Consider the following 13,781-nt stretch of genomic DNA (forward strand, 5'->3'; position numbering starts at 1 on the left):
ACCCGGCCCCGCCGCGTTCGTCCGGTGCGGTGTCAGTCGACCTCGGCGACGGCCTGGCTGAACTGGGCCGCGTAGAGCCGGGCGTAGGCGCCGTCCGCGTCCAGCAGCTCGCTGTGGCTGCCCTGTTCGACGATCGCGCCGTCCTCCATCACCAGGATGGTGTCGGCGTCGCGGATGGTCGACAGACGGTGCGCGATGACAAAGGCCGTGCGCCCGCTGCGCAGCGTGGCCATGGCCCGCTGGATGAGCACCTCGGTGCGGGTGTCGACCGAGCTGGTGGCCTCGTCCAGGACCAGGATGGACGGGTTCGCCAGGAACGCCCGGGCGATGGTGATCAGCTGCTTCTCGCCCGCGCTGACCCCGGTGCCCTCGTCGTCGATGACGGTGTCGTACCCGTCCGGGAGGGTGCGGACGAAGCGGTCGACGTGCGCGGCCCGCGCCGCGTCGACGACCTCCTCACGGCTCGCTCCCTCGCGGCCGTAGGCGATGTTCTCGGCGATGGTGCCGCCGAACAGCCAGGTGTCCTGCAGCACCATGCCGATGCCGGAGCGCAGCTCCTCGCGGGACATCCGCGCCACGTCCACCCCGTCCAGGGTGATCCGGCCGCCGCTGACCTCGTAGAACCGCATCAGCAGGTTGACCAGGGTGGTCTTGCCCGCGCCGGTGGGGCCGACGATGGCGACGGTGTGACCGGGCTCGGCGGTCAGCGACAGGTCCTCGATCAGCGGCTTGGCCGGGTCGTAGCGGAAGGCCACGTGCTCGAAGGCGACCCGGCCGCGCAGCTCGGCCGGACGCGGGGGGTCGACCGGGTCCGGGTCCTGCTCCTTGGCGTCCAGCAGCTCGAACACCCGCTCGGCGGAGGCGACACCGGACTGCACCAGGTTGGACATGCTCGCCACCTGGGTCAGCGGCTGGCTGAACTGCCGCGAGTACTGGATGAACGCCTGGACGTCGCCGATGGACAGCGCGCCGGAGGCGACCCGCAGTCCGCCGACGACCGCGACCAGCACGTAGTTGATGTTGCCGATGAACATCATGCAGGGCTGGATCAGGCCGGAGATGAACTGCGCCTTGAAGCTGGACGCGTAGAGCTTCTCGTTCTGCTCCTGGAACAGCTCCGCCGACTCCTCCTGCCGGCCGAACACCTTGACCAGGGCGTGCCCGCTGTACATCTCCTCGATGTGGGCGTTGAGCTTGCCGGTGGTCTTCCACTGGGCGACGAACTGCGGCTGGGCCCGCTTGCCGACCTTGGCGGCGACCACGATCGAGGCCGGGACGCTGATCAGGGCGATCAGCGCGAGCAGCCAGGAGATGTAGAACATCATGGTCAGCACGCCGACGATGGTCAGCAGCGAGACCAGGATCTGACTGAGCGTCTGCTGCAGGGTCTGGCCGATGTTGTCGATGTCGTTGGTGACCCGGCTCAGCACCTCGCCGCGCGGCTGCTGGTCGAAGTAGCTGAGCGGCAGCCGGGCGATCTTGTCCTCGACGGAGCCGCGCAGCCGTTTGACGGCCCGCTGCAGCGCCCGGTTCATCAGCCGGGCCTGGAGGATGCCGAACAGGCCCGCCAGCAGGTAGATCCCGAGCACCCACAGCAGCACGCCGCCGACGGCGTGGAAGTCGATGCCCTGGCCCGGCCGGACGTGCTGCATGCCGGCCAGCAGGTCGGCCTGGTTGCCGTGGCCGGACTGGCGCAGGTGCGCGACCGCGTCGGCCTGGGTGGCGCCGTGGGTCAGCGTCCGGCCGAAGACCCCGGCCAGGATCAGGTCGGTGGCGTGGCCGAGGATCTTCGGTCCGATCACCGACAGGGTGACGCTGCCCAGGGCCAGCAGCACGGCGACGCCCAGCAGGGCGCGCTCGGGCCGCAGCAGCCCGAGCACCCGCTTGCCGGAGGCCTTGAAGTTCATCGACTTCTCGACCGGGCCGCCGGCCATCATCCGGCCGGGGCCCGGCATCGGGGCCGGTCCGCGGCGCTTGGCCGCGGCTTCCTGTTCGGAGCTCATGCCGCCTCCTCCTCGGTCAGCTGGGAGAGGACGATCTCGCGGTAGGTCTCGTTGCTGTCCATCAACTCGTGGTGGGTTCCGGTGCCGACGACGGAGCCCTCGTCCAGGACGATGATCCGGTCGGCGTCGCGAATGGTGCTGACACGTTGGGCGACGATGACGACGGTGGCGTCGGCGGTCTCCCGGGAGAGGGCCGCGCGCAGCCGGGCGTCGGTGGCGTAGTCCAGGGCGGAGAAGGAGTCGTCGAACAGGTAGATCTCCGGACGGCGGACCAGTACCCGGGCGATGGCCAGGCGCTGGCGCTGGCCGCCGGAGACATTGGTGCCGCCCTGGGCGATCGGGGCGTCCAGGCCCTCGGGCAGCTTCTCGACGAAGTCCTTGGCCTGGGCGGTCTCCAGGGCCGCCCAGAGCTCCTCGTCGGTGGCGTCCGGGTTGCCGTAGCGGAGATTGCTGGCGACGGTGCCGGAGAAGAGGTACGGCTTCTGCGGGACCAGGCCGACCGTCTTCGCCAGCAGCACCGGGTCGAGGTCGCGGACGTCCACGCCGTCGACCAGGACGCTGCCGTCGGTGGTGTCGGAGAGCCGGGGGATCAGGGTCAGCAGGGTGGTCTTGCCTGACCCGGTGCTGCCGATGATCGCGGTGGTCTCGCCGGGGCGGGCGGAGATGCTGACGTCGCGCAGCACCGCCGACTCGGCGCCGGGGTAGCGGAACTCGGCCCCGCGCAGCTCCAGGTAGCCGGCCCGCTTGAGCTCGCGGACCGGGGCCAGCGGCGGGACCACGGTGCTCTCGGTGTCCAGCACCTCCTGGATCCGCTCGGCGCAGACCTCGGCGCGCGGCACCATCATGAACATGAAGGTCGCCATCATCACCGACATCAGGATCTGCATCAGGTAGCTGAGGAACGCGGTGAGCGCGCCGATCTGCATCCCGCCGCTGTCGATCCGGTGCGCGCCGAACCACAGCACGGCCACGCTGGAGACGTTGACCACCATCATGACCAGCGGGAACATCAGCGCCAGCAGCTTGCCGACGCGGATCGCGTTGTCGGTCAGCTCCTCGTTGGCGACGGCGAAGCGCTCGCGCTCGTGGGTGTCCTTGACGAAGGCGCGGATCACCCGCAGGCCGGTGATCTGCTCGCGCAGGATCCGGTTGATGCCGTCGATGCGCACCTGCATCGAACGGAACAGCGGGCGCAGCCGGCTGACGATCAGTCCGATCACCACGCCGAGCACCGGCACGATCGCCACCAGCAGCAGCGACAGCTGCACGTCCTGGTTCAGCGCCATGATGATGCCGCCGACGCACATGATCGGCGCGGAGACCATCAGGGTGAAGGTCATCAGCACCAGCATCTGGACCTGCTGGACGTCGTTGGTGCTGCGGGTGATCAGCGAGGGCGCGCCGAAGTGGCCGACCTCGCGGGCCGAGAAGGACTGGACCTGGTTGAAGACGGAGGCGCGCATGTCGCGGCCGAGGGCCATCGCGGTGCGGGCGCCGAAGTACACCGCGCCGACGGCGCAGACGACCTGGGCCAGGGTCACCCCCAGCATGATCCCGCCGGTCTGCAGGATGTAGCCGGTGTCGCCCTTGATCACCCCGTCGTCGATGATGTCGGCGTTCAGGGTGGGCAGGTAGAGGGTGGCGATGGTCTGGATCAGCTGCAGCAGCACCAGGAGGGTGATGGGCCTGGTGTAGGGCCGCAGATGGGCCCGCAGGAGTCGGATCAGCACACGGTTCTCGCAGGAGGTCGGGGGGCACGGGGTATCTGCGTACACCGTACTCGGTTTTGCCGGAACGGGGGAGGGCATCGCATCAGGACGGCCATCGTAGGCAACTTACTTGTCGACCGGCAAGTTCATTTCGACCCCCGCTGGAGAACCCCTCTTACGCTCGCCGCCCGAACGTCCTACCCTGATCGTTGCCAGCTAGTTACTCGTGAGTTAACAAAGGTCTCGGCCCCCTGAACCGGGCCCCGGAGGTAGCCGTGAATTCCGCAGCACCGCTGATCGACAGCCGCCCCGCCTCCGTGGCGCAGCTGTTCCTCTCCCGGGTCGCGGAGACGCCCGACCGCGAGGCGTACCGCTACCCGGTCCCGGTGGACGAGCACGCCGCCGACAGTACGCCCGGCGCCGAGCAGTGGCGCTCGCTCAGCTGGGGCCAGGCCGCCGAACGGGTGTACGCCATCGCCGGCGGGCTGATGGCGCTGGGGATCCGGCCGGAGGAGCGGGTCGCCATCTCCTGCTCCACCCGGATCGAGTGGATCCTGGCCGACCTCGGCATCATGTGTACCGGGGCGGCCGTGACGGCCGTCTACCCCAGCACCAACGCCGACGAGACCTCCTACATCCTGGACGACTCCGGCAGCCGGGCGATCATCGCCGAGGACGGCGTGCAGCTGGCCAAGATCCTCGGTGTGATCGGCGGGCTGCCCGAGCTGAGGCACATCGTCACCGTCGACGGCAGCAAGCCGGCCGAGGGCGCCGACCTGCCCGAGGGTGTCGAGGTGCTGTCGCTGGCCGAGCTGGAGGAGCGCGGCGGCGCCTACCTCAAGGAGCACCCGGACGCGGTCGTCAGCGCCGTGGCCGCCATCGACCGCGAGCAGCTGGCCACCCTGATCTACACCTCCGGCACCACCGGCCGTCCCAAGGGCGTCCGGCTGGTCCACGACTGCTGGTCCTACCAGGCCGCGGCCCAGTCCAGCACCGGGCTGCTCAGCGCCGAGGACGTGCAGTACCTCTGGCTGCCGCTGTCGCACGTCTTCGGCAAGACGCTGACCTCGGGCCACATCCAGCTCGGCTCGGTCACCGCGGTGGACGGCCGGGTGGACCGGATCATCCACAACCTGCCGGTGGTCAGGCCGACCTACATGGCCTCGGCGCCCCGGGTGTTCGAGAAGGTCTACAACGGCATCGCCGGACGGGCCCGGGCCGAGGGCGGGGCCAAGTACAAGATCTTCCTCTGGGCCGCCAAGGTCGCCCGCGACTACGCCCGCACCGGCCAGGAGACCCTGATCGCCACCGGGACCCGCAGCGTGCCGTTGGGGCTCAGGGTGCAGCACGCCCTCGCCGACAAGCTGGTCTACGCCAAGATCCGGGCGGCCTTCGGGGGCCGGATGCGCGCCTGCGTCTCCGGCAGCGCCGCGCTGGCCCCGGAGATCGGCTTCTTCTTCTCCGGCGCCGGCGTGCACATCCTGGAGGGCTACGGCCTGACCGAGACCAGCGCCGGATCCACCGTCAACCCCGGTGAGGACTACCGGGTCGGCACCGTCGGCACCCCGCTGCCCGGCTCCGAGGTCCGGATCGCCGAGGACGGCGAGATCCTGCTGCGCGGCCCCGGCGTGATGCGCGGCTACCACAACCAGCCCGAGAAGACCGCCGAGGTGCTGGAGAGCGACGGCTGGTTCCACACCGGCGACATCGGCGAGATCGACAAGGACGGTTTCGTCCGGATCACCGACCGCAAGAAGGACATGTTCAAGACCTCCGGCGGCAAGTACGTCGCGCCCAGCGAGGTCGAGGGCCGGTTCAAGGCGGTCTGCCCCTTCGTCAGCAACATCCTGGTCATCGGCAACGGCCGCAACTACTGCTCGGCGCTGATCACCCTGGACGAGCCCACCATCCTGCAGTGGGCCGGCGCCCACGGCATGGGCGGCAAGTCCTACGCCGAGGTCTGCTCCTCCACCGAGGTGCACGAGCTGATCGACGGCTTCGTCCAGCGCCTCAACGGCGACCTGCAGCGCTGGCAGACCGTCAAGAAGTTCACCGTGCTGCCGCGCGACCTGGACATCGAGCACGGCGAGCTCACCCCCAGCCTCAAGGTCAAGCGCCCGGTGGTGGAGCGGGAGAACGCCGCCGCGATCGAGGCGATGTACGCGGGCGCCAACGAGGCCTGAGCCGGTCGGCCCAGGCCCACGGCTCACCGCCGGGCAGCAGCCGCCGCCCGGCGGTTCCGGCGCCTGCGCCACCACACCGTGGTCGGCACCGCCGCCAGCAGCGCCAGCAGGCCGCCGAAGGCGTACGGGGCCGCGCTGCCGGAGGGCTGGGACAGCCCCGGTTGGCCGAAGGTGGCCGGCACCGGCAGGGTGGCCCAGTGGCTCAGCGGCCAGGCCACCACGAACGCCCGGCCGACCACGTCGCTCACCGGGACGAAGCCGCCGCCGTTGTTGTGGGTCCGCTGGTAGCGGGAGTCCTCGGAGTCGTTGCGGTGGTCGCCCATCACCCAGAGGTAGCCCTTGGGCACGGTCACCGTGCCGACCGGGTAGTCGTCGCAGGGGGTGGCCCCGGGGAAGATGTAGGGCTCCTGCAGCTTCACCCCGTCCACCGAGACCGGCGCCCCCGCGTTGCAGACCACGGTGTCGCCGCCGACCGCGATCACCCGCTTGATCAGGTCCTTCTCGGTCGCCGAGGGCAGCAGGCCGATATCGCTCAGCGCCGACTGGATGTTCCGCACCGTGGCGCTGCTGCTCCGCGGCGGCAGGTCCGCGGCGCTCAGCCAGTTGCCGGGGTCGTGGAAGACGACCACCTCGCCGCGCTCCGGCGTGGCCCCGAACCAGGGGCTGAACTTGTCGACCAGCACCCGGTCGTTCTTCATCAGGGTGTTGTTCATCGAGTCCGAGGGGATCGAGAACGCCTGCACGAAGAAGGTCTTGACCACCACCGCCAGCACCAGGGCGAGCACGACCAGCAGCGGCAGCTCCACCCAGATCGACCGCCTCGGCTTCGCCGTCCCCCCGGCACGTCCCGTCCCGGACGCGGCCTCGCCCGTTCCTGCCAGCTGCTGGTCCATCCCCGTGTCCCCTCCCGAGCCGATCACACCCATCACACCAACGTTCGGGAGTTCCCTGCTCCGGTATGACCGACAATGGGCCCATGCCCTCCGCACTTCCCGACGGCGAAGCCGTCCCCGCCGACGGGGCCCTGCCCGCGCACGCGCTCAGCGAGCTCGGGCAGCGGCCCTTCGGCTTCTACGTCCATGTGCCGTACTGCGCCACCCGCTGCGGCTACTGCGACTTCAACACCTACACCGCGACCGAGCTGCGCTCCTCCGGGGCGGTGGCGTCCCAGGACACCTACGCGGACAACCTGGTCGCCGAGATCCGGCACGCCCGGCGGGTGCTGGGCGACACCGACCTGCCGGTGGAGACGGTGTTCCTGGGCGGCGGCACCCCCACCCTGCTCCCGGCCGCCGACCTGGTCCGGATGCTGGCCGCGATCCGCGAGGAGTTCGGGCTCGCGGACGGGGCCGAGGTCAGCACCGAGGCCAACCCGGAGTCGGTCGACCCGGCCTACCTGGCCGAGCTGCGCGAGGGCGGCTTCAACCGGCTCAGCTTCGGCATGCAGAGCGCCCGCCCCGAGGTACTGCGGCTGCTGGACCGCCGGCACACGCCGGGGCGGCCCGAGGCCTGCGTGGCGGAGGCCCGCGCGGCGGGCTTCGAGCACATCAACCTGGACCTGATCTACGGCACCCCGGGGGAGAGCGACGACGACTGGCGCGCCTCGCTGGAGGCGGCCCTCGGCGCCGGGCCGGACCATGTCTCCGCCTATGCGCTGATCGTCGAGGAGGGGACCAAACTGGCCGCCCGGATCCGCCGCGGCGAGATCCCGATGACCGACGACGACGTGCACGCCGACCGCTACCTGATCGCCGAGGAACTGCTGAGCGCGGCCGGGCTGCACTGGTACGAGGTGTCCAACTGGGCCACCGGGCCCGCGGCCCGCTGCCGCCACAACGAGCTCTACTGGACCGGCGCCGACTGGTGGGGCGCGGGCCCCGGCGCGCACAGCCACGTCGGCGGCGTGCGCTGGTGGAACGTCAAGCACCCGGCGGCGTACGCCCAGGCGCTCGCCGAGGGCCGCACCCCGGCGCACGGGCGCGAGCGCCTGGCGGACGAGGACCGCCGGGTGGAGCGGATCCTGCTGGAGCTCCGGCTCGCCGACGGCTGCCCGCTGGACCTGCTGCACGAGGCCGGCCGCAAGGCCGCCGACCGGGCCCTGGCCGACGGCCTGCTCGACCCCGCGCCCTACGCGGCGGGCCGGGCGGTGCTGACCCTGCGCGGACGCCTGCTGGCCGACGCGGTGGTCCGCGACCTGGTGGACTAGCCCCCTCAGGTGGTGACGAAGTCGATCAGTTCCTCGACCCGGCCCAGCAGCGAGGGGTCGAGGTCCTTGAAGGAGTCCACCGAGGCCAGGATCCGCTTCCAGGCGGCCGGGGTGTTCACCGGCCAGCCGAGGCGGCGGCAGACCCCCTCCTTCCACTCCTCGCCGCGCGGGACCTCCGGCCAGGCCGCGATGCCGACCGAGGAGGGCTTCACCGCGGCCCAGATGTCGATGAAGGGGTGTCCCACCACCAGCACGTCCGCCCCGCTGACCTGGGCGGCGATCCTGGACTCCTTGGAGTCCGGGACCAGGTGGTCCACCAGCACCCCCAGCCGCCGCCCCGGCTCGGGCGCGAACTCCTTCACGATCTGCGGCAGGTCGTCGACGCCCTCCAGGTACTCGACCACCACGCCCTCGATCCGCAGGTCGTCGCCCCAGACCCGTTCGACCAGCTCGGCGTCGTGCCGCCCCTCGACATAGATCCGGCTGGGCAGGGCCACCCGGGCCCGTACGCCCCGCACCGCGACCGAGCCGGAGGCGGTGCGGGCCGGGGCGACCGGCACCGGCGGGGCCACCGAGCCCGGCCGGACCAGGGTGACCGGCTTTCCGTCCAGCAGGAAGCCGCTCGGGGTCAGCGGGAACACCCGGTGCCTGTGGTGCCGGTCCTCCAGGGTGACGGTGAAGCCCTCGGCGGTCTTCTCGCAGCGCACCACCGCGCCGCAGAAGCCGGTGACCACCTCCTCCACCACCAGGTCCCGCTCGGCGGGCACCTCGGGGGCGGGGACGGAGCGCTTCCACGGGGGAGTGAGGTCGGGGCCGTAGCTGCGGGTCACAGGCCGGGCGCTCCCCAGACCGGGAACCAGCGGGTCAGGTCCTGCTCGACCCTGAGGTCGTTCCCGAGCATCGCCTTGATCTGCAGTTCCAGCGGGTTGTCCCGCTTCTCGCCGGCCCCGGGCACCGGGGCGAAGGGGTAGAAGCTGCCCCGCTTGTAGAGGTAGACCAGCGCCAGCGGCCGGTGCTGACTGTCGGTGAAGTTGACCAGGGAGCAGAGCAGTTGGGGCCCGAAGCCGGTGCTCTCCAGGGCCGAGTTCACCGCGTGCACATCGTTGACCAGGGCGACGATGTCGTCCGGGCTCTGCCGGGCGGTCAGCCAGGTGTAGCCGTAGGAGTCCTGGCTCGACTCGATCGGGACGCCGCCGCGCCCGGTGTCGGCGTCCAGCAGGGCCTGGACGTCCTGCTGGACCTGGGCGAAGGCGCCGCCCTCGACGGCGGCGAAGCAGACCGAGCCGACCCCGGTCGGCCGGAAGTCGGCCGCGGCCTCCAGGGTGATCGCCGCCGAGGGGAGCCCGAACAGCTGGTCGAGGTCCGGTTTCACCGGTTTGGTGCGGCCTAGCAGGGTGTCCAGGAAGCCCACGGGTCCACTCCTCGGGAGGCGGAAGAAACGAGACGGAGGACTGAATCTACTGGCGGATCTACTGGCGGCCGAGCTCGGCGGAGATCCGGCCCAGCTGCTCCAGCCGCTGCTGCAGCGAGGGGTGGGTGGAGAAGGCCTGGCTGGCCGCCTGCCGGGCGGAGACCGCCGGGGCGAAGTAGAAGGCGTTGAAGGGCTGGGCCCGGCGCAGGTCCTCGGTGGGGATCGCCGCCATCTGCCCGCTGACCTTGGTGAGCGCGGAGGCCAGCGCCGAGGGGCGCCCGGTCAGCAGCGCGGCGGCCCGGTCGGCGGACAGCTCGCGGTAGCGGGAGAGCAGCCGGGTCAGCAGGAAGCTGATGCTGTAGGCCACGGCGCTGACCGCGATCACGATCAGCAGCACCATGCCGGTGTTGTCGCCGTCCCGGTTGTCCCGGCTGCTGAAGCCGCCGAACAGGCCGGCCTGCAGGCCGACCCTGGTCAGCACACCGGTCAGCACGCCGAGGAAGCCGGCGATGGTCATCACCATCACGTCCTTGTGCGCGACGTGCGACAGCTCGTGCGCGAGCACGCCCTCCAGCTCCTCCGGCTCCAAGCGGCGCAGCAGCCCGGTGGTGACGCAGACCACCGCGTTCTTCTCGTTGCGGCCGGTGGCGAAGGCATTGGGGATGTCGCTCTGGGCGACCGCGACCTTGGGCTTCTGCATGTTGGCCAGGGCGCACAGCCGGTCCACGGTCCCGTGCAGCTCCGGATAGTCCTGGGCGCTGACCTCGCGGGCGCCCATGCTGAAGGAGGCGATCCGGTCGCTGAACCAGAACTGGGCGATGAACAGGCCGCCTGCGATGATCACGATGATCAGCCAGGCGCCCTTGAGGAAGACCAGCAGCGCGCCGACGAAGACCACGTACAGCAGTCCGATGAGGAACATCGTCAGCAGCATCCGGCTGGTCAGACCGCGGTCGGGCGCGAAGCGTGTTCTGGGCATGTCGCCACTCCTCGAAATCGGGCTGGTCCTGCAATTCTGCCTTGTGGGCCTACCAACAGGTACGTACGGGAGGGCGCAGGCGTTCCGGTGGCATACCCTCGCGCCTTACACTGGCCGAACAGGCGTTGGCACTCGTTCGCCCGGAGTGCCAGTCCCGAGACCGGCCCACTGAGGACAGACCGAGGACAGGAGGTGCGTGGCCCGTGCCTGAGGAGCGCAAGCTCGACGACCGCAAGCTGGCGGTTCTGCGTGCCATCGTCCAGGACTATGTCGGCACCGAGGAGCCGGTCGGCTCCAAGGCGCTGGTGGAGCGGCACAGCCTCGGCGTGTCGCCGGCCACGGTGCGCAACGACATGGCCGCGCTGGAGGACGAGGGCTACATCCACCAGCCGCACACCAGTGCGGGCCGGGTGCCGACCGACAAGGGCTACCGGCTGTTCGTGGACCGGCTGACCGAGGTCAAGCCGCTGTCCGCGCCCGAGCGCCGGGCCATCGGCAGCTTCCTGGACCACGCGGTGGACCTGGACGACGTGGTGGCCCGTACCGTGCGGCTGCTGGCGCAGCTGACCCGGCAGGTCGCCGTGGTGCAGTACCCCTCGCTCTCCCGTTCGACGGTGCGCCATGTGGAGCTGGTGGCGCTGACGCCGACCCGGGTGATGCTGGTGCTGATCACCGACACCGGCCGGGTCGAGCAGCGGCTGATCGACTGCCCCGCCGCGGTCGGCGAGACGGTGCTCGCCGATCTGCGCAGCAGGCTGAACACCCGGGCCGCGGGCCAGCGCTTCGCCGAGGTGCCGACCCTGCTGCAGGACCTGCCCGAGGCGTTCGAACGCGAGGACCGGGGCGCGGTCACGGCCGTGCTCACCGCGCTGTTCGAGGCGCTGGCCGAGCAGACCGAGGAGCGGATCGTCATCGGCGGCTCCGCCAACCTCACCCGCTTCCCGCACGACTTCCCGCTCACCATCGCCCCCGTGCTGGAGGCGCTGGAGGAGCAGGTCGTCCTGCTGAAGCTGCTCGGGGAGACCGCGGACGCGGGCATGATGGTCCGTATCGGTCACGAGAACGCCTACGAAGGGCTCAATTCCACGTCGGTCGTGTCGGTGGGCTACGGTTCGGGCGACGAGACCGTCGCCAAACTGGGTGTGCTCGGGCCGACCAGGATGGACTACCCGGGAACCATGGGTGCCGTCCGGGCGGTTGCACGGTACGTCGGTCAGATCCTGGCTGCGTCATAGCCTTACAGCGGTGTCGGGAACGTCGGCGCGCGAATAGAAGACAAGCGGAGCATTTTGGTGGCCACGGACTACTACGCGGTACTCGGCGTCCGGCGTGACGCGGGTCAGGACGAGATCAAGAAGGCGTTCCGCCGACTGGCGCGCGAACTCCACCCGGATGTCAACCCCGACCCGAAGACCCAGGAGCGGTTCAAGGAGATCAACGCCGCCTACGAGGTCCTCTCGGACCCCAACAAGCGGCAGATCTACGACCTGGGCGGGGATCCGCTGTCGGCGAACGGCGGCGGGGCCGGCCCCGGCGGCTTCGGCGCGGGCGCGGGCTTCGGCTTCAGCGACATCATGGACGCCTTCTTCGGCGCGGCCGGCGGCGGCCAGCGCGGTCCGCGCTCGCGGACCAGGCGCGGCCAGGACGCGATGATCCGGATCGACATCGACCTCGAAGAGGCCGCGTTCGGCACGACCAAGGACATCCAGGTCGACACCGCCGTCGTCTGCAGCACCTGCAACGGCGAGGGCGCGGCTCCCGGCACCTCCGCGCAGACCTGCGACATGTGCCGCGGCCGGGGCGAGGTGTCGCAGGTCACCCGGTCCTTCCTGGGCCAGGTGATGACCTCCCGGCCGTGCCCGCAGTGCCAGGGCTTCGGCACCGTGGTGCCCACCCCCTGCCCGGAGTGCGCCGGCGACGGCCGGGTCCGCGCCCGGCGCACGCTGACCGTGAAGATCCCGGCCGGTGTCGACAACGGCACCCGGATCCAGCTGGCCGGCGAGGGCGAGGTCGGCCCCGGCGGCGGCCCGGCCGGCGACCTCTACGTCGAGATCAGCGAGAACCCGCACAAGATCTTCCAGCGCCGCGGCGACGACCTGCACTGCACGGTGACCCTGCCGATGACGGCGGCGGCGCTGGGCACCAAGGTCCCGCTGGAGACCCTGGACGGCCAGGTGGAGATCGACGTCCGCCCCGGCACCCAGTCCGGGCAGTCCATCCCGCTGCACGGGCGCGGCATCACCCACCTGCGCGGCGGCGGTCGCGGCGACCTGATAGTGCACGTCGAGGTGCAGACGCCCGGCAAGCTCGACCCGGAGCAGGAGGAACTGCTGCGGCGGCTCGCCACCCTGCGCGGCGAGGAGCGTCCCAAGGGGACCTTCGAGCCGGGGCAGCAGGGCCTCTTCTCCCGCCTGAAGGACGCTTTCAACGGCCGCGCCTGAGCTGCGCGGCACCGAGGACAGGAACGTACACCGTGACAGCCCCCGTGTTCGTGGTGGAGACCTCGCGGCTGGCCCCGGTCGGCTCGGTGGTCCGGCTGGACGGGGCGGAGGGCCGCCACGCGGTGGCCGTGCGCCGTCTCGCGGTCGGTGAGCAGGTGGTGCTGACCGACGGCGCCGGGCTCGGGGTCTCCGGGCCCGTGGTCGGCGTGCTCGGCAAGGAGGCGCTGGAGGTCAGGATCGCCGAGCAGCTCGCCGAACCGGAGCCCGCGCAGCGGGTGGTGGTGGTGCAGGCGCTGCCCAAGGGCGACCGCGGCGAGCTGGCGGTCGAGCTGATGACCGAGGTCGGCGTGGACGAGGTGGTCCCCTGGGCGGCCTCCCGCTGCATCACCCAGTGGAAGGGCGACCGCGGCCTCAAGGCCCTGGGCAAGTGGCGGGCCACCGCCCGCGAGGCCGGGAAGCAGTCGCGCCGGCTGCGGTTCCCGGTGGTCCGGGAGCCGATGAGCACCCGTCAGGTCGCCGAACTGCTGTCCGGAGCCGCGCTCGGCGCGGTGCTGCACGAGGAGGGCGCGCTGCCGCTGGCCTCCGCCGAACTGCCCGGCAAGGGCGACCTGGTGCTGGTGGTCGGCCCCGAGGGCGGGGTCTCCCCGGACGAGCTGGCCCGCTTCGCCGAGGCCGGCGCGGCCCCGTACCGGCTGGGCTCCACGGTGCTGCGGACCTCCACCGCGGGGGTGGCCGCGGGCGCGCTGCTGCTGGGGCGCACGGGGCGCTGGGGCTGACCCGTCCGGTCCGCGGCGGTCCGTCGCGGTGCGTCGAAAGTGATGATCAGCTGGCAGCGAAAGCTTCTGTCGC

The 13,781-nt window shown here is 71.2% G+C and carries 11 protein-coding genes; 5 read left to right on the forward strand and 6 right to left on the reverse strand.

Translation table 11 applies throughout. The annotated features are described in order from the left end of the window. Positions 1-32: 32 nt before the first annotated feature. Entirely contained in the window at positions 33-2,003 is a 1,971-nt protein-coding gene (locus ACEZDG_RS11335) for an ABC transporter ATP-binding protein (RefSeq protein WP_380506427.1), read from the reverse strand. Continuing rightward, positions 2,000-3,733, reverse strand: coding sequence for an ABC transporter ATP-binding protein (locus ACEZDG_RS11340; protein ID WP_380506431.1), 1,734 nt, complete (start codon positions 3,731-3,733; stop codon positions 2,000-2,002). The genes ACEZDG_RS11335 and ACEZDG_RS11340 overlap by 4 nt, the downstream gene beginning before the upstream one ends. Positions 3,734-3,987: 254 nt before the next feature. Between ACEZDG_RS11340 and ACEZDG_RS11345 the strand changes: the two genes are divergently transcribed. Then, positions 3,988-5,895: an AMP-dependent synthetase/ligase gene (locus ACEZDG_RS11345; RefSeq protein ID WP_380506434.1), complete on the forward strand. Its 1,908-nt coding sequence runs from the start codon at positions 3,988-3,990 to the stop codon at positions 5,893-5,895. A 23-nt stretch (positions 5,896-5,918) separates the two neighbouring features. Here ACEZDG_RS11345 and lepB read toward each other — a convergent pair whose 3' ends face one another. Then, positions 5,919-6,788 carry a signal peptidase I gene (lepB, locus tag ACEZDG_RS11350; RefSeq protein ID WP_380506437.1) on the reverse strand — a complete coding sequence of 290 codons (870 nt, stop codon included), beginning with the start codon at positions 6,786-6,788 and terminating at the stop codon, positions 5,919-5,921. A gap of 83 nt (positions 6,789-6,871) precedes the next feature. Here lepB and hemW point away from each other — a divergent pair, with 83 nt between their 5' ends. Next, positions 6,872-8,101: a radical SAM family heme chaperone HemW gene (gene hemW, locus ACEZDG_RS11355; protein WP_380506440.1), complete on the forward strand. Its 1,230-nt coding sequence runs from the start codon at positions 6,872-6,874 to the stop codon at positions 8,099-8,101. A 5-nt stretch (positions 8,102-8,106) separates the two neighbouring features. On the opposite strand, the gene ACEZDG_RS11360 is transcribed toward hemW, so the two are convergent. The 3 genes from ACEZDG_RS11360 to htpX are packed head-to-tail and all read right to left on the reverse strand — an operon-like array spanning position 8,107 to position 10,491. Next, positions 8,107-8,931, reverse strand: a complete 825-nt coding sequence (locus tag ACEZDG_RS11360) for a DUF3097 domain-containing protein (RefSeq protein WP_380506443.1) — start codon at positions 8,929-8,931, stop codon at positions 8,107-8,109. Next, entirely contained in the window at positions 8,928-9,512 is a 585-nt protein-coding gene (pspAB, locus tag ACEZDG_RS11365) for a PspA-associated protein PspAB (protein WP_380506446.1), read from the reverse strand. Before pspAB ends, ACEZDG_RS11360 begins: the two co-directional genes overlap by 4 nt. Positions 9,513-9,570: 58 nt before the next feature. Next, positions 9,571-10,491 carry a zinc metalloprotease HtpX gene (gene htpX, locus ACEZDG_RS11370; RefSeq protein WP_380506449.1) on the reverse strand — a complete coding sequence of 307 codons (921 nt, stop codon included), beginning with the start codon at positions 10,489-10,491 and terminating at the stop codon, positions 9,571-9,573. A gap of 203 nt (positions 10,492-10,694) precedes the next feature. Between htpX and hrcA the strand changes: the two genes are divergently transcribed. From hrcA to ACEZDG_RS11385, 3 genes are read left to right on the forward strand one after another with little or no spacing between them, the layout of a single operon-like run. Next, entirely contained in the window at positions 10,695-11,726 is a 1,032-nt protein-coding gene (gene hrcA, locus ACEZDG_RS11375) for a heat-inducible transcriptional repressor HrcA (protein WP_380506452.1), read from the forward strand. Between the two features lie 57 nt (positions 11,727-11,783). Then, positions 11,784-12,932, forward strand: a complete 1,149-nt coding sequence (gene dnaJ / locus ACEZDG_RS11380) for a molecular chaperone DnaJ (RefSeq protein ID WP_380506455.1) — start codon at positions 11,784-11,786, stop codon at positions 12,930-12,932. A gap of 32 nt (positions 12,933-12,964) precedes the next feature. Further along, the gene (locus tag ACEZDG_RS11385; protein ID WP_380506458.1) at positions 12,965-13,708 is read left to right on the forward strand and encodes a 16S rRNA (uracil(1498)-N(3))-methyltransferase; all 744 of its coding nucleotides are present in this window, start codon (positions 12,965-12,967) and stop codon (positions 13,706-13,708) included. Positions 13,709-13,781 lie beyond the last annotated feature (73 nt).

The organism is Streptacidiphilus alkalitolerans (assembly GCF_042511045.1).
Lineage (GTDB): Bacteria > Actinomycetota > Actinomycetes > Streptomycetales > Streptomycetaceae > Streptacidiphilus > Streptacidiphilus alkalitolerans.